The 18,764-nt window shown below is 63.9% G+C and carries 19 protein-coding genes; 6 read left to right on the forward strand and 13 right to left on the reverse strand.

Annotated elements, in window-relative coordinates:
- Positions 1-4 precede the first annotated feature (4 nt).
- From FZI91_RS05710 to FZI91_RS05740, 7 genes are all read right to left on the reverse strand, one after another.
- Positions 5-1,072 carry an MCE family protein gene (locus tag FZI91_RS05710; protein ID WP_155937921.1) on the reverse strand — a complete coding sequence of 356 codons (1,068 nt, stop codon included), beginning with the start codon at positions 1,070-1,072 and terminating at the stop codon, positions 5-7.
- Positions 1,065-2,099 carry an MCE family protein gene (locus tag FZI91_RS05715; RefSeq protein ID WP_155937922.1) on the reverse strand — a complete coding sequence of 345 codons (1,035 nt, stop codon included), beginning with the start codon at positions 2,097-2,099 and terminating at the stop codon, positions 1,065-1,067. The genes FZI91_RS05710 and FZI91_RS05715 overlap by 8 nt, the downstream gene beginning before the upstream one ends.
- A 1-nt stretch (position 2,100) precedes the next feature.
- A complete protein-coding gene (locus FZI91_RS05720; protein ID WP_155937923.1) occupies positions 2,101-3,312 on the reverse strand; it encodes an MCE family protein in 1,212 nt (403 codons plus the stop codon).
- Between the two features lie 10 nt (positions 3,313-3,322).
- Positions 3,323-4,129, reverse strand: coding sequence for an ABC transporter permease (locus tag FZI91_RS05725; protein WP_239001916.1), 807 nt, complete (start codon positions 4,127-4,129; stop codon positions 3,323-3,325).
- Between the two features lie 119 nt (positions 4,130-4,248).
- Positions 4,249-5,016, reverse strand: coding sequence for an ABC transporter permease (locus tag FZI91_RS05730; protein ID WP_005071300.1), 768 nt, complete (start codon positions 5,014-5,016; stop codon positions 4,249-4,251).
- A gap of 237 nt (positions 5,017-5,253) precedes the next feature.
- A complete protein-coding gene (locus tag FZI91_RS05735) occupies positions 5,254-6,159 on the reverse strand; it encodes a 3-oxoacyl-ACP reductase (protein WP_155937925.1) in 906 nt (301 codons plus the stop codon).
- A 94-nt stretch (positions 6,160-6,253) separates the two neighbouring features.
- On the reverse strand, positions 6,254-6,445 hold the full coding sequence (locus FZI91_RS05740) for a ferredoxin (protein WP_030096329.1): 192 nt from the start codon (positions 6,443-6,445) through the stop codon (positions 6,254-6,256).
- Positions 6,446-6,674: 229 nt separating this feature from the next.
- Between FZI91_RS05740 and FZI91_RS05745 the strand changes: the two genes are divergently transcribed.
- The 4 genes from FZI91_RS05745 (at position 6,675) to FZI91_RS05760 (ending at position 11,544) form a co-directional block, all read left to right on the forward strand.
- Positions 6,675-7,850 carry an acyl-CoA dehydrogenase family protein gene (locus FZI91_RS05745; protein ID WP_155937926.1) on the forward strand — a complete coding sequence of 392 codons (1,176 nt, stop codon included), beginning with the start codon at positions 6,675-6,677 and terminating at the stop codon, positions 7,848-7,850.
- Positions 7,851-7,866: 16 nt separating this feature from the next.
- A complete protein-coding gene (locus FZI91_RS05750) occupies positions 7,867-8,964 on the forward strand; it encodes an acyl-CoA dehydrogenase family protein (protein WP_155937927.1) in 1,098 nt (365 codons plus the stop codon).
- 41 nt (positions 8,965-9,005) lie between these two features.
- Positions 9,006-10,577 (forward strand): long-chain-fatty-acid--CoA ligase, encoded by a 1,572-nt coding sequence (locus tag FZI91_RS05755; RefSeq protein ID WP_162526584.1) that lies wholly within the window; start codon positions 9,006-9,008, stop codon positions 10,575-10,577.
- A 103-nt stretch (positions 10,578-10,680) separates the two neighbouring features.
- The gene (locus FZI91_RS05760; protein ID WP_155937929.1) at positions 10,681-11,544 is read left to right on the forward strand and encodes a DUF559 domain-containing protein; all 864 of its coding nucleotides are present in this window, start codon (positions 10,681-10,683) and stop codon (positions 11,542-11,544) included.
- 67 nt (positions 11,545-11,611) lie between these two features.
- On the opposite strand, the gene FZI91_RS05765 is transcribed toward FZI91_RS05760, so the two are convergent.
- Together FZI91_RS05765 and FZI91_RS05770 are read right to left on the reverse strand one after the other, a co-directional pair.
- Entirely contained in the window at positions 11,612-12,727 is a 1,116-nt protein-coding gene (locus tag FZI91_RS05765; RefSeq protein WP_155937930.1) for a nitronate monooxygenase family protein, read from the reverse strand.
- 3 nt (positions 12,728-12,730) lie between these two features.
- The gene (locus FZI91_RS05770; RefSeq protein ID WP_162525370.1) at positions 12,731-14,392 is read right to left on the reverse strand and encodes an acyl-CoA synthetase; all 1,662 of its coding nucleotides are present in this window, start codon (positions 14,390-14,392) and stop codon (positions 12,731-12,733) included.
- Positions 14,393-14,446: 54 nt separating this feature from the next.
- Between FZI91_RS05770 and FZI91_RS05775 the strand changes: the two genes are divergently transcribed.
- Positions 14,447-15,289: a crotonase/enoyl-CoA hydratase family protein gene (locus FZI91_RS05775; RefSeq protein WP_155937932.1), complete on the forward strand. Its 843-nt coding sequence runs from the start codon at positions 14,447-14,449 to the stop codon at positions 15,287-15,289.
- Positions 15,290-15,306: 17 nt separating this feature from the next.
- Here FZI91_RS05775 and FZI91_RS05780 read toward each other — a convergent pair whose 3' ends face one another.
- Genes FZI91_RS05780 through FZI91_RS05790 form a run of 3 tightly spaced genes read right to left on the reverse strand, consistent with a single transcriptional unit; the run spans position 15,307 to position 17,396 of the window.
- Positions 15,307-15,918 carry a hypothetical protein gene (locus FZI91_RS05780; RefSeq protein ID WP_155937933.1) on the reverse strand — a complete coding sequence of 204 codons (612 nt, stop codon included), beginning with the start codon at positions 15,916-15,918 and terminating at the stop codon, positions 15,307-15,309.
- Positions 15,908-16,210 (reverse strand): hypothetical protein, encoded by a 303-nt coding sequence (locus FZI91_RS05785; protein WP_155937934.1) that lies wholly within the window; start codon positions 16,208-16,210, stop codon positions 15,908-15,910. Before FZI91_RS05785 ends, FZI91_RS05780 begins: the two co-directional genes overlap by 11 nt.
- A 19-nt stretch (positions 16,211-16,229) precedes the next feature.
- Positions 16,230-17,396 carry a serine/threonine-protein kinase gene (locus FZI91_RS05790; RefSeq protein ID WP_155937935.1) on the reverse strand — a complete coding sequence of 389 codons (1,167 nt, stop codon included), beginning with the start codon at positions 17,394-17,396 and terminating at the stop codon, positions 16,230-16,232.
- 104 nt (positions 17,397-17,500) lie between these two features.
- On the opposite strand from FZI91_RS05790, the gene FZI91_RS05795 reads away from it, so the two are divergent.
- Positions 17,501-18,124: an LON peptidase substrate-binding domain-containing protein gene (locus FZI91_RS05795; protein WP_155937936.1), complete on the forward strand. Its 624-nt coding sequence runs from the start codon at positions 17,501-17,503 to the stop codon at positions 18,122-18,124.
- Here the strand turns inward: FZI91_RS05795 and FZI91_RS05800 are convergent.
- Positions 18,108-18,749 carry a YrhB domain-containing protein gene (locus FZI91_RS05800; protein WP_155937937.1) on the reverse strand — a complete coding sequence of 214 codons (642 nt, stop codon included), beginning with the start codon at positions 18,747-18,749 and terminating at the stop codon, positions 18,108-18,110. The two genes, FZI91_RS05795 and FZI91_RS05800, sit on opposite strands and share 17 nt — an antisense overlap.
- Positions 18,750-18,764: the final 15 nt, after the last annotated feature.

Genomic DNA, 18,764 nt, shown 5'->3' on the forward strand with positions numbered 1-18,764 from the left:
GTCGTCACGGCGATTTCGGCCTCATGAGTTGGCGTTCACCGATCAGACCGTTGAGGTAGTCCGAGAGGCTGGCCGGCAACTTGCCGGGCTGGAAGTAGGTGTCGAACATGACGGCGGTCAGCGTGGCGGGCGGGAAGCCGTAAACGTTGACGTGGAAGCCGGGCCCGGAGGACACGACCTCGCCGAGCGCGGTGGCATATCCGGGCAGACGCTTGAGTGCCTCGCTGATGTGTGCCTTGCGCTGCAGCAGATCGTCCAGCACCGCGCTCAGTTTCTCCATGGTGGGGCGGAACTCCTGGCGGTTGTCAGCGACGAATCCGCTGATCTGTTGGGAGAGTCCCTGAATTCGGTTGATCAGCTCACTGATCGCCAGGCGCCGTTCGTCGAGCGCCGCGAACAGCTGATTGCCGTCGGTGACAAGCTTGTTCACCTGGCCGGCACGGTCGGAGAGAATCCCGCTGACCGACTTTGCGTGTGTCAGCAGCTGTTCGAGCGCTGCGTCCCTGGCGTTCAGCGTGCGCGAGAGCGACGCGACGCCGTCGAGGGCACCCTTCAGCTGCGGGGTGGCATCGCGCATGGCCTCGGTGATCACCTGCAGCGACTGGTCCAGCTGAGCCTTGTCGATGCCACGCGCCGAGGCGCCGAGGTCGCTGAGCGCGCTGTTGAGCGTGTACGGCGTCGTGGTGCGGCCCAGTGGAATCTCGTCGATGCGGCCTGACCCCGCCGGGGTGACCGAGATCGACTTCTCCCCCAGCACGGTGGTGGTTCTGATGGCGGCCAGCGACTGGTCACCGAGGTGAATGGAACGGTCCACGGTGAAGTTCACCCGAACCTTGTTGCCGTCCAAGGAAACATCCTTGATCTGACCCACCCTGATACCCGAGACGAAGACGTTGCCACCCGGCTCGATGCCTCCGGAGTCGGCGAAGTACCCGGTGTATTGCTTGCCCTGCGGCCAGAACGGCAGGCCCGTGTAGCCGAATGCCACGAGCACCACCATGGCGACCGCCGCGATCCCGAAAATGCCGGTACGGACGACTTCCTTCTCGCCCGGCTGTCCAGAGTCACTCATTTTTGAAGGCACACCTGCCCTTCGACGGGTCCGGGGGTCCACCGAACGGAATCAACCAGTCGGTGCCCACGGGCCCGTTGACCTTGATCCGGATGGAGCAGTAGTAGATGTTGAAGAACGATCCGTAGGCGCCAAGAGCGTTGAGCCGCAGGTAGTTCTCCGCCAGGTTCTCCACGACAACGTTGATATCGGCCTTGCGCTCGTCCATCCGAGTGGCCAGCTGGCGCGTCTGCTCAATGGTGCCCTTGATGTACGGCCGAGTGTCCTTGAGCACCGACTCCAGCGACGAGGCCGTCGAGGCCAGCGGCGGTAGCGCACCGGCGACCACGTCGCGCTGTTCCGCCAAACCCGAGACAAGCTGCTGCAGCTGGTCGACGCTCGACGAGAACTGACTGCTCTTGGAATCGACGGTGGACAGCACCTCGTTCAGGTGGTTGATCACATCGCCGATCAGCTGATCGCGCTCGGCCAGCCCCGAGGTGAAAGCGGATGTGTCGCCCAGCAATTGGGAGAGCGTCCCACCTTGGCCCTGAAGGATCTGGATGAAGGCGTTGCTGATCTCGTTGACCTTGGTGGCGTCGAATCCCTTGAGCACCGGCCGAAGTCCGCCGAGCAGCGCGTCCAGATCGAGCGCGGGCTGGGTGTGCTCCTTGTCGAGAGTTCCGCCATCGGACAGCTTGCGCAGCTCGCCCGGCCCCGAAGCGACCTCCAGGTACCGATCGCCGACCAGGTTCTCGTAGCGAATGATCGCCCGGCTCGAGGTGTACAGCTGGTACTTCGCGTCGACGTCAAAGGTGACGTTGACGTTGTTGTCGGGCATGAGAGACACGCTCTTCACGCTGCCCACCGGAACTCCGGCGATGCGTACCTTCTGCCCCGACTTCAAATCGGAAGCGGTGGTGAAGATCCCGTGATAGCGCTTACCGGAGCCGAACCGGAACTCACCGAAGGTGATGATCAGCCCCGCCGCCACCAACAACATGACGACGGTGAAGATAACGACCTTGACCCGCGTACCCGTGTTCATTCTAGAAATCACTTCGCTTCGCGAAGGCGCCGCCGTACAGGTACTGCAGTGTGTCGGGTGCGTTGACCTGCAGTTCGGTCAGAGGCTCGTAGGGGATGTAGGCGTTGTCGGTCACCAGGAAGGGTGCCCGGTACCACGACCCGTTCTGTGTCTTAGTCGGAATGTCCGGTAGGCCACGGCAATTGGGGCCGCCGGAGCCGTTCACGACAGGCAGACTCTCGGGATATGTGTAGACCGGTGCGCCCAGCGGGAAGCTGTTACTCAGGAACAGACCCGGGCGAACGCCACCGATGAGCGGCGCGAAGGTCACCAGGGCCTTGGAGATCGCCTTGAACAGACAGGGGAACTCGGGCGAGTACCTGCCGAGCAGCGTGGCGGGCGCGCGCAACCGCTGCAGCGCCGCGGTGAGGTCTTTCTCGGCAGGGGCGAGGGTTTCGTACCCGCTGTTGCCCACCCCAATAGCGGCCAGCAGCGTCGCCTTGAGCTCCTGCTGCTCGTCGACGATCGTGCGGCTCAACGTGGGCACGTTATCGAGGATCCGCACGATGTCTTGAGCGGAGTCTCCGTAGATCTGCCCCACCTGCCCGGCCTTCCGGAAATCCTGTTGCAGAGTCGGAAGTTTCGGGTTGAGCTGATCCAGGTACTGGTCGAGCTCAACCAGGCCCTGCCCAAAATTGTCGCCGTTACCGCGCAACCCCTCGCCGATGGCGGTCAGGGTGGCGTTGAGGTTGACCGGGTCGATCTTGCCGAGCAACCGGGTCAGGTTCTCGAAGACCGTGTTGACCTCCAGGGCCACCGCCTCCGCGGTCACCGTCGCCCCCGGCCGCAGCGACGAGCCCGAGGGCTGCTGCGGTACAAGGAATTCCACGGATTTGGCACCGAAGATCGTGGTACCAGCAATTCGGACCGTGGCGTTCGACGGGATCTGCCGCAGGTCCTTGGCATTGACCGCGAGCTCCAGCTTGGCCTGCTCGCTGGCGTAGGAGATCGACTTGATCTTCCCGATCTGCAACCCGTGGAACTTGACCTTGCCGCCCTCTTCCGTCACCAGGCCGGCCCGCGGCGCGAGAACGGTGATGGTTTTGGTATCGGCGAAGGCATCGTTGTAAGCCAGGTAGGTCAACAGGGTCGCCGCAGCCAAAACGGCGACCAGCACTAAACCGGCTAACCGGACTGATCGGCGCCTGGACCGGGCGCGCGCCTCATTCGTCATCCGCTTCCTCCTAACCTGAAAGGTTGAAGTGGCCGGACCCACCGTAGACGGCGAGCGAGATGAACAGGGTGACAAGCACAACCACGATGAGGGACGTGCGCACGGCCTGACCGACCGCAACGCCCACGCCCACCGGGCCGCCGGAGGCGTTGAAACCGTAGTTGGTGTGCACGAGCATCACAACCACCGACATGACGATCGCTTGCAAGAAGGACCAGAGCAGATCGGTGGGCACCAGGAACGTGTTGAAGTAGTGGTCGTACACGCCCGGGGACTGACCGTTGATCATCACCGTCGTCGCGCGGGAAGCGAAGAAGGCCGCCAGCACCGACAACGAGTACAGCGGGACGATGGCAATCAGCCCGGCCACCAGGCGGGTGGACACCAGGTACGAGACCGCATGCACCGCCATGGTTTCCAGCGCGTCGATCTCTTCGGCGACCCGCATCGCGCCCAGTTGGGCGGTGGTGCCGGCACCGATCGTCGCCGCCATCGCGATACCCGCCACCACCGGAGCGACAATGCGCACGTTGAGGAATGCGGACAGGAACCCGGTGAGTGCCTCGATACCGATATTGCCCAGCGAGGAATAGCCCTGCACCGCGATGACGCCACCCGAGGCCAGCGTTAGGAACACCGCGACACCCACGGTTCCGCCGATCATGACCAAGGCGCCGGTGCCCATGGTGATCTCGGCGAGCACCCGGATCGTTTCCTTGCGGTACTTCGTCAACGCCGCGGGGATGTAACTCAGCGATTGCGCATAGAAGAGGGCCTGCTCACCGAATTTGTCGAACGAGCGTCCCAGACCACGCATATACCGAACGGTATAGGAGGTCACGGTGTGCGTCGAAAGATACGGTCCGGCCATCTAAATCGTCGCTTCTTCGCGTACGCCGCTCATCAGTGCCATCGCTTCTTCGCGTACGCCGCTCATCAGTGCTTCACCAGGACCCGTACACCGATGGCCGTCATCACCACGTTGATGACAAACAGACAGATGAAGGCGTAGACGACGGTCTCGTTGACCGCGTCACCGACACCCTTGGGCCCGCCTTTGACGGTCAGCCCGCGGTAGCAGCCGACCAGACCGGCGAAGATACCGAACAGGAAGGCCTTGACCTCCGAGATCATCAACTCGCCCAGTCCGGTGAGCACCGTCAGGCCGTTGATGAAGGCTCCGGGGTTGACGCCCTGCAGAAAGACCGAGAACACGTAGCCGCCGACCATGCCGATGGCGCACACCAGGCCGTTCAGCAGCAGGGCGACGAACGTAGAGGCCAGCACCCGGGGCACCACAAGACGCTGGATCGGATCGATGCCCAGCACCTGCATCGCGTCGATCTCCTCGCGAATGGTGCGGGCGCCCAGGTCGGCGCAGATCGCGGTGGCGCCCGCGCCCGCGACGACGAGCACCGTGACCACGGGGCCCAGCTGCGTCACTGTTCCGAAGGCCGTCGCCGCACCGGACAGGTCGGCCGCGCCGATCTCACGCAGCAGGATGTTCAGCGTGAAGGCCACCAGCACGGTGAAGGGGATGGCCACCAAAAGCGTGGGCAACAACGAGACCCGGGCGATGAACCAGGTTTGGTCCAGAAATTCCTGCCCCTGGAACGGGCGGCGGAAGATGTTCCGGAACGTGGCCAACGACATGGAGACGAAGCCGCCGACGGCGCGTGCTGGCGCCGCGAGCTGCTGCTTCAACCTTTACTCCTGTCTCACACATCCCGGTACCGCCGGAGTCCCCGCCTACACAATCCGGTTAACGATCGACGTGTACCTACCACGCTGTGAGGCGCATCATATTAACGAGAAAAAATTCTTAGTGTCAATTCATCCCGTGGTCCGCAAATCGCACGACGTGTCCACTTTATGCTGGGATTTTGGTCCATATCTAGAACTGGTTCTAGATATGGACCGCACCATTGTGCTTATTGTTCCTTACTCTTCGACCATCAGCGCTGTCGCCGAGAATGTACGCTTAGGATCATGTCCAGCAAAGAAATCTTCTAGCGTCGAATTGAGCGTTGACGGATCCCACGCGTCAGATTCGGCGGTGAACTTAGCCTCCACAGTAGGCGCCGCCAACAGCGTGACGGTCGGTCCGTACACGATGAACAGCTGACCGTTCACGGCTTCGGCGGCCGGCGAGGCCAAATACCGCACCAAGGTCACCACATGCTCGGGGGAGAGAGGGTCGACAGAATCTTCGGGCGCGTCACCGAAGACGTCGGCCGTCATCGCCGTGCGGGCGCGCGGGGCGATGGCATTGGCCCGCACGCCGTAGCGACCGAGAGCACGCGCGGCCGACAACGTCAGCGCGGTGATACCCGCCTTCGCGGCGCCGTAGTTGGCCTGGCCCTCGGGCCCAAGCAGGCCCGCTTCGGAGGACGTATTGATAAGTCGTCCGTAGACGGGGCCACCGGCGGCCTTGGAGGCGCCGCGCCAGTACGTGGCCGCGTTGCGGGTTAGCAGGAAGTGTCCGCGCAGGTGTACGTGGATGACGGCGTCGAACTCCTCGTCCGACATGTTGAAGAGCATCCGGTCGCGGGTGATCCCCGCGTTGTTGACGACCACATGCAGCCCGCCGAGTGATTCCGCGGTGGAGATCAGCTCGTCGGCGGTGGTGCGCTCACCGATATCGCCCGCGACGGTGACGCCCTTGGCGCCCACCGCCGCGATCTCATCGAGCACGTCGCTCTTCTCCAGAGCGGGCGCGATGTCATTGACGATCACAGTCGCTCCGGATTTGGCCAGACCGATCGCCTCGGCGCGGCCGAGTCCGGCAGCGGCTCCGGTGACGATGGCAACCCGACCGGTCAGATCGGCGTCAGCTATCGCGCTCATACGCGTGTCCCTTCAGTTCCGTGCGTCTCGACGCACTCCATTGCACCGGCTCCGCACGATCGAGGTCGACGGGCCGGTTGGTTTACGAATGCCTCTAGTCTTTGCGAATCAATGCGGCGCGTGGGCACTCCGCGATCGCCTGCTCGACCAGATCCTCCTGATCGGCCGGCACTTCCTCCTGCAGGATGACGACGTAGTCGTCATCATCGACGTCGAACACCTCCGGAGCGATCCCAAGGCACACCAAATTGCCTTCACAACGGTCAGGAATGACACCGACACGCATTGGAAACCTCCTCATTGGGGTTTTCCGGCTACAAGAGCCGACTTCGTCGTCTAGCTGGGCTGTATCGCCAGACTACGACAAGTGACCATCGACACAACCCTGGCGAGGCCAGGATCTCTGGGCTGAGTTTGTGCGGCGGCGTCGCGTCTGGACTCCCTAGACTAGAACGTGTTACAAATCTTGTGTCAACGTGGGTCACACCTCAGAGCCACGGCAGCGGAGGTCACACATGCATATCGCCTATACCCCCGAGCAGGAAGAGCTGCGCCGCGAGCTACGCGCGTACTTCGACAAACTGCTGACCCCGGAACGCCGCGAGGCCCTCGCGTCGAATCAGGGTGAGTACGGCAGCGGCAATGTCTATCGTGAGACCGTCGAACAGATGGGCGCCGACGGCTGGCTGGCCCTGGGCTGGCCCAAGGAGTTCGGCGGCCAGGGCCGTCCCGTGATGGATCAGCTGATCTTCACCGACGAGGCTGCCATCGCCGGCGCTCCGGTGCCGTTCCTGACGATTAACAGCGTCGCGCCGACGATCATGCACTTCGGCTCCGAGGAACAGAAGAAGTTCTTCCTGCCCAAGATCTCTGCGGGAAAGCTGCACTTCTCCATCGGCTACTCCGAGCCCGGCGCGGGCACCGATCTTGCCTCGCTGCGCACCTCGGCGGTCCGCGACGGTGACGACTACGTCGTCAACGGCCAGAAGATGTGGACCAGCCTCATCGAGTACGCCGACTACATCTGGCTGGCCGTGCGTACCAACACCGAGGTAAAGAAGCACCGCGGCATCTCGATGCTCATCGTGCCCACCACCGCCGAGGGTTTCTCGTTCACCAAGGTGCGCACTATGGCGGGTCCCGGCACCAGCGCCACCTACTACCAGGATGTGCGGGTCCCGGTGACGAGCCGGGTCGGCGAGGAGAACGCGGGCTGGAAGCTGGTCACCAATCAGCTGAATCATGAGCGGGTGGCTCTGGTTTCATCGGCGCCGATCATCACGGCGCTGCGCGAGGTGCGCGAGTGGGCGCAAAACACCAAGGGCCCCGGCGGCCGGATCATCGATTCAGAATGGGTTCAACTGAACTTGGCACGCGTGCATGCCAAGGTCGAGTACCTCAAGCTCATCAACTGGGAGCTGGCCTCCACCACCGCCGCCCCCGCCCCCGCCGACGCCTCCGCCACCAAAGTCTTCGGCACTGAGCTGGCCACCGAGGCCTACCGCCTCCTCATGGAGGTTCTCGGGACGGCCGCGACGCTCCGTCAAGACTCTCCTGGCGCGCAGCTGCGCGGTCGCGTCGAGCGAATGCACCGAGCCTGCCTCATCCTCACATTCGGCGGCGGCACCAACGAGGTGCAGCGGGACATCATCGCGATGACCGCCCTCGGCCAACCTGCGGCAAGCCGCTAGAAGGGATTGCAGAACAATGGATTTCTCCCTTACCGAGGCGCAGACCGATCTCGCCGGGCTGACCCGCACCATCGCGTCGGCGATCAGCACCCCTGAGCGCCAACGGGAACTCGACAAGCAGGACAGCCGGTTCGATTGGCAGCTGTGGACCAAGCTGGTCGAAGCCGACATCCTGTCCACCGCGGCCCCCGAGTCAGTGGGCGGCGGCGGTTTCGGTGTTCTCGAACAGTCCTCGATCCTCGTCGAGCTCGGCCGCGAATTGGGTGCCGTGCCGTACCTGGAGTCGGTAGTGCTGGCGGCCGGTGCGCTCACCGCGTTCGGCTCCAAAGCGCTACAGAATGATTGGGCGACACCGGCAGTCGCCGGAAAGAAGGTCCTCACCATCGCGCTCGAGGGTGAGCCGGGCGAGGGCCCGGTGGCCGCGCGCACCGAAGGTGCAGGCTACGTCCTGACCGGCAATCGGGTCTTGGTGCCGTTCGGCGTGGAAGCCGACGCATACCTGGTACCCGCCGAGACCGAAAGCGGTGTCGCAGTCTTCCTCGTGGCCGCAGACGATGCGGGGGTCACCCAGGAGACGTTGCACACCACCGGCAAGGACAGCTCCGCGGAGCTCATCCTGTCCGAGGTCCCCGTACCGGCGGACCGCAAAGTGGGTGGCGTCGAAGTTATCGAGTGGCTGCGGCTGCGGGAATCCTTGGGACACAGTGCCTACCAGCTCGGCGTGCTGGAGCGCGCCCTGGAGCTGACCGCCGACTATGCCCGCACCCGCGAGCAGTTCGGTAAGCCGATCGGCGGCTTCCAGGCGGTGGCCCAGCGGCTGGCGGACGGCTACATCGACGTCAAGGGCCTGCGCCTGACACTGTGGCAAGCCGCCTGGCGCGTGTCCGAGGATCTTCCCGCCGATGTCGACGTGGCGACGGCAAAATTCTGGGCATCCGATGCCGGGCACCGCGTCGCCCACACCGCGGTGCATGTACACGGCGGTGTCGGTATCGACGAGGACCATCCGATACACCGGTACTTCCTGGCCGCCAAGCGGGGCGAATTCGTCTCGGGCAGCGCGACGGAGCAGCTGCGCCGCATCGGGCGCGAGCTCGCCGACACCCCTGCCTAGTATCGAGTGGTGATGCGATGAGCCGCTTGCGCGAAGAGCATGTGGGAAGCCCGGAAGACGCAACGGTCACTCAGCTGCTGCTGGACCTGGCCGATGTCGACGACCGGGGGCTGCACTTTGAGGGATCGTTCACGTCTTGGCGCGAACACGTGGCCGAAAGCCGCCGGCTGGCTTCGGTCCTGCGCTCACGCCTGGATCCCTCGAAGCCGCCGCATATCGGTGTGCTGCTGGAGAACACCCCGACCTTCTCGTATCTGCTGGGCGCCGCGGCGCTGGGTGGTCTGGTGTTGGTGGGGCTCAACCCCACCCGCCGCGGCAGCGCGTTGCAACGGGACGTGGACCTTGCCGACTGCCAATTGATCCTGACCGACTCGGCGAGCGCTTCACTGCTGGACGGCGTCGAGTACATCGACATCGATTCCCTCGCTAGGGAATACCGGGCATCCGTGTCCGAAATCGATGTGCAGCCCGATGGAGTTGAATGTCGCCGGCCCTGCGGCTCCGATCTCTTCATGCTCATCTTCACCTCGGGCACCAGCGGTGATCCCAAGGCCGTCCAGATTACCCACGGCAAGGTGGCCTCGGCCGGGATCATGCTGTCCTCGCGGTTCGGCCTCGACACGGCGGACGTCTGCTATCTGTCCATGCCGATGTTCCATTCGAATGCCGTGCTAGCAGGCTGGTCGGTGGCCGTCGCGTCAGGTGCATCGATTGCGTTGCGGCGCAAGTTCTCCGCGTCCGGCTTCCTCGACGACGTGCGCAAGTACGGCGCGACCTACGCCAACTACGTCGGTAAGCCGATGTCGTACGTGCTCGCGACACCGGAGCAAGCCGACGATGCCGAGAATACGTTGAAGATCATGTACGGCAATGAGGCAGCTGCCGGCGACACCGATCGCTTCGCGAAGCGCTTCGGAGCCTTCGTCGTCGACGGATTCGGATCTACCGAGGGTGGAGTGGCCCTCGGTTGGGCACCCGGCACCCCGTCCGGCGCGATCGGGCCGCTGACGCCGGACGTCCGGATCCTGGACGTCGAGACCGGCGATCCCTGTCCCCCTGCGACTTTCGATGCTAGCGGCAAGGTACTCAATGCCGCCGACGCAACGGGCGAGCTGGTGAACGTCACCGGGCCCGGCCGGTTCACCGGCTACTACAAGAACCCCGAGGCCGATGCCGAACGCATGGCCGGTGGCATGTACCACAGCGGTGACCTCGCCTATGCCGATGAGAACGGCTATGTGTATTTCGCCGGGCGCCTGGGCGATTGGTTGCGGGTCGACGGCGAGAACCTGGGCACCGCACCCATCGAGCGGGCGCTCCTACGTCATCCCGGGATCACCGAGGTCGCGGTCTACGGGATTCCGGATCCGACCGTCGGGGATCGTGTCATGGCGGCAATCGTCGGTGCAGAGTTCGACCCTGCCAGGCTCGGCGAATTCCTGGCCGCGCAAGAGGATCTCGGGCCTAAGCAGTGGCCGTCATTCGTCAGGATCAGCACGGACCTCCCCCGCACCGCCACCTTCAAGGTGATCAAGCGACAGCTGTCCGCCGAGGCACTGGACACCAGCGACCCGCTGTGGGAGCTCTCGGGCGACACCTACCTACCCCGCTAGCCCAGCCTGCCGCCGAGTGTGCGGTTTACGGTGAGGATTCGCCGAAAGCCACCGAAAACCGCACACTCGATGGGCTGTCGGTGATCGGTGCAAGACTCCCGATATGGGGGACACACCGTGGCCATTCATCGGACGTGAAGTGCTCGCCACACGCCGCGTCACCGATCACGCACTCCGGCGCAGATTCCGTCCGCTGTATCCGGGTGTATACGTTCCACTTGAGGCCAAGGTCACCGCACTCAAGCGGGCCGAGGCGGCCTGGCTGTGGTCAAGACGCCAGGGTGTCTTGGCGGGAATGTCCGCTGCCGCCGTCCACGGGACAAAATGGCTACCGGATGAGGCACCCGCCGAACTGATCCATACCAATCGACGTCCTCCACAGGGAATCGCCCTGCGGAGCGACATACTGCGCCTGGACGAACAGACCGTCGTTCAGGGTCTGCCCGTCACCACCCCCGCACGGACGGCCTTCGATATCGGACGCCAGACCACGGTCGACCTAGCGGTGGAACGTCTCGACGCTCTGATGAATGCGACAGGGGTTTCCACCGCCGATATCGAGTCGCTCGTGCAACGACACCGCGGGGCCAGAGGTCTGACGCGACTCGCCCAGGTATTGCCCTTGATCGACGGCGGTGCCGAGTCGCCGTGGGAGACGCGGACGCGGCTCATCGTGGTGCGCGCGGGGTTCCCCGCGCCACAGACCCAGCTCACCGTCCGCGATAGGTTTGGAGACTTCGTCGCCCGCCTCGACATGGGCTGGAGGGACCGCAAGGTTGGCATGGAATTCGACGGTGCCCAGCACTGGACAGATGCCCGCCAGCGGACCCGAGATATCGACCGCGCCAAGGAACTAGCGGATGAGGGATGGCGCATCATCCGGGTGAGCTCGGATATGGTCCGCCACCGGGCGGGGACCCTTGTTTCACGGGTAGCGGAAGCACTCGGTGCTCCCCTGGCTGCGTAGCTCGAGTGTGCGGATTTCGGTGAAAATTGGCCGCAAACCACCGTAAACCGCACGCTCGGTGCGAGACTCAGTCGCGGATCTCGTTCAACCTGTCTACCGTGCTCTCGAAACCCGCCACCAGATCGGCCACGATCTCCGCGGCCGGCCGAATCTCGTTCATCCGCCCCACAATCTGCCCCGCAGGGAAGCACACCGTCTCCGGATCGCTCGCACGATTCATCCGCTCGTGCGCCTCGCTCACGAGGATGTTCTGCAAGGGCATGGGCAGCGGCGTTGGCGCATCCTCGGCGTCCCAGGCCTGCGTCCACTTAGTCTTCAACAGGCGCGCGGGCTTCCCGGTGTAAATCCGGGTGCGCACAGTGTCGCTGGAGGTCGCCTTGAGTAACGCCTGCTGCACGACGGAATCACCACCGGCAGTGACTGTTCCGAGGTCATACTCGGCCGCGGTTAGCCAGATCGAGCCGGTCCACACCCCGGCGGCACCCAGGGCGAGGGCCGCGGCGGCCTGTCGGCCACTTCCGATACCGCCAGCTGCCAGCACCGGGGCGCTGCCGCCCAGTGCGTCGACGATCTCCGGCCACAGCACCATCGACGCCACGTCACCGGTGTGGCCACCGGCCTCATAGCCTTGGGCCACAACGATGTCCACGCCATTTGCGACGTGCCGCTTGGCATGTTCGGCCTTACCCGCCAGTGCCGCGACCGACACCCCATGCTCATGGGCCTGGTCGATCACGTCCTTCGGTGGCGAGCCCAGGGCATTGGCGATCAGCTTGATCGGATGCTTGAGCGCTACCTCGACGTGTGAGCGCGCCACCGAGTGCAGCCAACCCAGCACACCCGCCGACTCACGCTCACCCGGCAACGGCGGCACACCCAGATCGGCAAGCGTCTTGTCAACGAAGTCCTTGTGCCCCTGTGGAATCAGCTTGTCGATGTCGACAGCTGTCCCCTCGGTGGGCACCTTGGCCGGCATGACGATGTCGACGCCGTACGGCTTACCGTCGGTGTTCTCGTCCATCCAGTCCAGGATCGCGTCAAGCTCATCCGGATCGTTGAACCGGACACAACCAAGCACACCCATACCGCCCGCGCGGGTTATCGCGGCGGCGACCTTCTCCGACGGCGTGAATCCGAATATCGGGTATTGGATTCCGAACCGTTCGCAGAGGTCGGTGTGCATGGCTCAGGCTCCGGTGTTGACGTGCTTGGTGTTCACGAGGTCGACCTTCTCGGTTTCCGAGATCTCTTTGGCCCAGCGGTAGTCGGCCTTGCCTGCGGGGTTGCGCTTGACGGTGTCCACGATCCAGACACTGCGCGGCACCTTGTACCCGGCAATTTCCTTGCGCGCGTGGGCATCCAGATCTTCGAAGGTCAGCGGGGCGCCGTCACGCACGGAGACCACGGCGCCCACATGCTGACCCCACTTGTCGTCGGGAACCCCGACGACAATGGCGTCGAACACTGCGGGGTGACCCTTCAGGACGCTCTCGACCTCCTCGGGGAACACCTTCTCGCCACCGGTGTTAATAGACACTGAACCACGGCCGAGCATGGTGACGGTGCCATCGGCCTCGACGGTGGCCCAGTCGCCCGGAATCGCGTACCGCACACCGTTGAACGTCTTGAACGTCTCGGCGGTCTTCTTCTCGTCCTTGAAGTATCCGACCGGGATGTGCCCGCTCTTGGCGATGAGACCGCGCACCCCCGAACCTGGCTGGATCGGGTTACCTTCCTCATCGAGAACCACTGTGGTGGAACTGATTTTGACGGTCGGACCTCCCGGGTGCATCTGCCCCTTCGCCACACTGCTCAGGCCGCCAGTACCCGTCTCCGAGGAACCGATGGCATCGGTGATCATCCGGTTGGGCAGCAGCTCCAGGTACCGCTCCTTGACTGTCTGGGAGAACAACGCGGCGCTGCTGGCGATCACCCACAGCGAGGAAAGGTCGCGCGCGCGGCCAGTCTCGGTGTCCAGGGCGTCGATGAGCGGCCGGGCGATCGCGTCACCGGCGAAGAACAACATGTTGATCTTGTGCTTCTCGATGGTCTCCCAGACCTCGTCCGGGTTGAACTCCGGTGCCAGGACCGTGGTGCGGCCCTGAAACAGGGCCATGAAGGTGGCGGCCTGGGTGGCACCGTGGATCATCGGCGGGATCGGGAACCCGATGAACGGTGCGTTCTGCGCGCCCTCCTTGGCCAGGTCCCATTCGCCCTCGATGACCTCACCGGTCACGTAATTGACCCCACCGAACAGCGAGCGGTAGATGTCCTCATGCCGCCACATGACGCCCTTGGGGAATCCGGTGGTGCCACCGGTGTAGATGAGGAAAATGTCGTCGGGGCTGCGCTCCTCGAAATCGCGCTCGGGGGATCCCTGCGCGAGGGCGTCCGCGAAGGAAATCCCGCCGTACGACGCGTAATCGAGAGCAGACCCGTCCACCCCGTCCTCGACAACAATCGCCGTCTTGACGTTAGGGGTGCTCGGCAGCACGTTCGCAACCTTGTCGCTGTATCGGCGCTCGTGCACCAGCGCCGCCATGTCGGAGTTCTCGAACAGGTAGTGCAGCTCGGCTTCGACGTACCGGTAGTTGACGTTCACCGAGATCGCGCGGATCTTCACAATCGCGACAAGAGCGACGACGATGTCGATACCGTTCCGGCAGTAGAGGCCCACCTTGTCGCCGGGACCCACACCCTGGCTCTGCAGGTAGTGCCCCAGCCGGTTGGACTGCTCCTCAAGCTCGGCGTATGTCAGCTTTCGGTCGCCAGAAATGATGGCAACACGATCGGGCATAGTGTCGATTGCATGCTCAATGAGGTCGGCAATGTTAAGGGCCATGTCCATAAATTAGAACGTGTTACATTTTTAGACAAGTACCGGCCCCGAAGGAACCTCTCAATGACTGAAGCCGACGCTCTTCGCGCAAGCGGCTCATCGCAGACTGTGACCGAGCAAGAAGCCCCCCACGCCCTCGTTGAGCTGCGCGACCACGTACTGATCGTGACGATGAATCGCCCCCACGCGCGCAATGCCCTCTCCGGCGAGATGCTGGAGATCATGACGCAGGCCTGGGATTGTGTCGACAACGATCCCGAGGTTCGGGTGTGCATCCTGACCGGTGCGGGCGGCTACTTCTGCGCCGGTGCCGACCTGAAAGCCATGAACAAGCGCGCCCCCGGCGACCAGTTCTCCGACGGCAGCTACGACCCTTCGGTCATCCCCGGTCTGCTCAAGGGCCGCCGCCTGACGAAGCCGCTGATCGCCGCGGTCGAGGGTCCCGCGATCGCCGGTGGCACCGAGATCCTGCAGGCCACCGACATCCGTGTGGCCGGCGAGAGCGCGAAGTTCGGTGTCTCCGAGGTCAAGTGGAGCCTGTACCCGATGGGCGGGTCGGCGGTGCGTCTCCCCCGCCAGATCCCCTACACCGTCGCCTGCGACATTCTGCTGACCGGACGACACCTCAAGGCGCCAGAGGCCAAGGAAATTGGTCTCATCGGACACGTCGTCCCCGACGGTCAGGCACTGGACAAGGCTCTCGAGCTCGCCGCCATGATCTCCGCCAACGGACCGCTCGCGGTGCAGGCCGTGCTCAAGACCATCCGCGATTCCGAGGGTCTGCACGAGAACGAGGCGTTCAAGGCGGACACCAAGGTCGGCATTGGCGTCTTCACCAGCAATGACGCCAAGGAAGGCCCGCGCGCCTTCGCCGAGAAGCGCGCCCCCAACTTCACCGCTACCTGATCGCCTCGACGGGATCGCTACGTCGGGAGGAAGTACGCGGGGTCGGCCAGCACTACGCCGCCCGGCACATCCCCGGTCCGCGTGATGGTGATCGGCGCCTCCATCTGCATTCGCTGGGTAACACAGTTCCCCAGAAGCTCCATCGTCGACATGCCCGACAGCACACCAGCCGGTTGCTCGTCGATGGACCAACTTCGCTTCAGCGTGAAGGTGCCACTCGAACCGGGAACAAATTTGGCACACGGCTTTTGTTCGTAGGTGGGCTCACCCACCCACCGGCCGTCGAGCAGATGAAAGACGTTGGCCTGGATCGCTTCTCCGTGATTTGTCTCGTCTACCACGACCATCGTCGCGGCGCATCCCGCAGATGAGCACTTGGAACTCGCCGCCCACCAAATCGGCGGCTCCTTCGCACGGGGTGGTTGCGTGGCACCGTTGACCTTTGCATTCGCCATGTCGAAGTCGACACGGAGGAACCCTTGAATCGTGCCCGGCGTGGTCTGCGGGCTACTCGCCACGACAGGGACACCCGCCGGGTCGGGCACCACTCCGGGTGGCGAATCGCCCAACCGCGTCGCGACCAGCGGGATGATCCACACCGACCCCTGACGACTGCAGTCACCTGTCACCCGCAGTATTTGTCATCGTTCCGCGCAATATGCTGTAGGGCTGCGGGGCCAGCTCCCAGGTCCCGACGATCGTGTCTGCATCGTTGATACCGTTGGGCGCCTGCAAACAGCCCGCGAGCGGCTTGTCACGCTTACGCACGGGTAGCCGCCGCCAGCTGCCGTCGATGTATCGCATCTGCGCTGTGTTTCCGGATGGGCCTGCGATCGCGTGGTTGGTCTCATCGAGCACTGCCCCGGTGGCAACACAGCCAGTTGCGTCGCAGGTGGATCGGAACGCCCAGACCGCAGTCATAGTCGGCTGGTCAGGGGCTTCAGTCAGGGGCTTCAGTCAGCGGCGCACCGTTGAGAGTCTGCTGCGCCATGCCCACGTCCAAGCGGTACGTTCCGTCCAGAACTGCCGCCGGGCTGGCCGCAGCAACCGTGGCGTCGGCGCGAGTACGGTTGTTCTGCACCAGGTACCCGCCGATTCCGGCGGCGGCCAGCATTACCGCCGCGACAACAGCCGCTACGGCAATTCGACGACGCTTCGGGATGCTTCCGACTGCTGCAATCGTCTGCTGGCGATGTTGAGTGGCAGCGACGACCGCAGGAGCACTCCCCGACACCCGCAGCTGGGTTGCCTGCAATCCGCCAGATCCCTCTCCCAGCGCCTGCTTCAGCTCATCCGCGAAGTCACGGCACCGGCCGAAGCGGGCTCCCGGCTCCTTCGCCAACGCCTTCGCGAACACCGGATCAAGGCGGACCAGGTCGGGGCGGCGATCGCTGATCGCCGGAGCGGTGGACTTCAAGTGCTGGCTGATCACTGCTACGGGGTTGGAGTCCTCAAACGGGGGCTTACCGGCAAGGAGGTGAAAAGCCGTGGCCGCGAGGGCATATTGATCGGCACGGCCATCAAGTTCGGCCGCCATCAGCTGCTCGGGGGCAGCATAGGCAACGGTTCCGACCGTGAAATTTGTGCCGGTGAGATTTCCCGGCTCGGCGATCTCTCGGACAATGCCGAAGTCGGCCAACAGAATCCGCTGACTTCCCGTAGCCGAAGTCGATATCAGGATGTTCGCCGGCTTGACATCTCGATGAAGGAGGCCGCGCTCGTGTGCGTAATCCAACGCGTCCGCAATCGCGGAAACAATGGCACAGGCATCCGCCTCCGGCAGCCCGTTCGGGTACTTGTCGCGCAACAGATGCGCGGCGTCGGATCCGTCGACATAGTCCATGGCAATCCACAACCGGCCGTCATGTTCGCCTCGGTCATGTACGCCGACGATGTGTGGATGCCACAGGCCCGCCGCCAGTTCGGCCTCACGGTTGAATCGCGTGCGGTACTCATCGTCCTCCGAGGTCTGCGCACGCAGGATCTTCAACGCGTCCTGGCGGGGTAGTCGCGGATGGTCGGCGAGGTAGACCTCGCCCATCCCTCCCGAACCCAGCATCCGGACGATTGTGAAACCGGCGAAAACCTCCCCAACCGCCAACGACATTTCGAGATCGTATAGCTCTCCTTCGGCATCGGTAAGTGCATTGACTTACCCATCTGGTGCAGTGCCGCTAGATGCGGCGAGGGCGCAGACCTAGTGTGGGCGGGATGACGCCGATGTTCCCGCTGCAGTCGGTACTGCTTCCCGGCGAGCCGCTACCGCTACGCATCTTCGAGCCGCGCTACGTCGCGCTCGTGCACGACGTGATGGCTGCCGATCGCACCTTTGGCGTCGTCCTCATTGCCCGCGGTCAGGAGGTCGGCGGCGGAGACGTCCGCCATGACGTCGGGACCGCTGTCCGCATCCTCGAATGCGAGTCGCTTGGGGCGGACCGCTTCGCAGTACGCGGTGAGGGCGCGCATCGGATCCGTATCCGCGCGTGGCTCGACGATGATCCGTATCCGCGTGCCGAGATCGAGCCATGGCCCGATGAACCCGACGAGCGGGTGCTGACACTCAGCGCCCTCAACGAGGTGCAGGCACGCATCGAGAATCTGCTGCGACGAGTGGCGACGGCACAGCAGGTACAGCTCCCGCGTCGTTGGTCGATCGCCACCGCGCTGCCCAGCGGTGCCGAAAAACGCCTGTACGCGTTGGCGTCTCGGGTACCGATGGGTCAGGCAGACCGCTACGCCGTACTTAAAGCGCCTACGCTGGAAGCCCGCGTCGCGGCGCTGAACGAGGCCGTCGACACCGTCAACGCGATGCTCGATTTCAGCGACAGTCGCTAATCGGGCGCCCGGACCTCAGCGACATCAGGAGCGCCCGAGCAACGCGTCGTATCTCCACCCAACGCGGATCCGACAGACCAATCGACGACCACTGTCCGATGTCTGGGGCGTCAGTCATCTCGCGCAGACGCCGGTCAATTTCGCGGGCGGCCTCCTCTTGGTCGTCTGTCAATGACAGCCGGTGTGGGAGTAACAGGTCGCCGAATTCCAACGCCAGCTCATCGACCCCAACGCGCCAGTGCTGCAAGTACTTACGCTGCACTCGCGCCGACTGCCCCAAACGCTCTACGACACACTGGAACTGGTCGCACCATCGATCAGATAACACGCCCTCCGGTGGCACAGGATTCTCGAAACATGCCTCACCCCCATTTTTGGGCACTTTGATAGGCACGTTTCCGGCCAAGGCCGCGGAGGAGTCGCCATGCAAGAGGAAGGCGGCTCCGTTGTACGGGAAGTACCACGCGTCAGCCGTCTCGGTGACGGCGTCCTCGATGATCAAGACGTCGTCGATACGCAGCGTGGCGATATATGCCTCCGCCCGAGACCGCGCATCGGCGAAGCCGATCATGGTCCCTCCCCACCGACTGTCGACCTTCTGCGTGAACCACTCGTACTTTCGCACGAGAAGTCGACGTTC

It is taken from the genome of Mycobacteroides sp. CBMA 271, from assembly GCF_009729205.1.
GTDB lineage: Bacteria > Actinomycetota > Actinomycetes > Mycobacteriales > Mycobacteriaceae > Mycobacterium.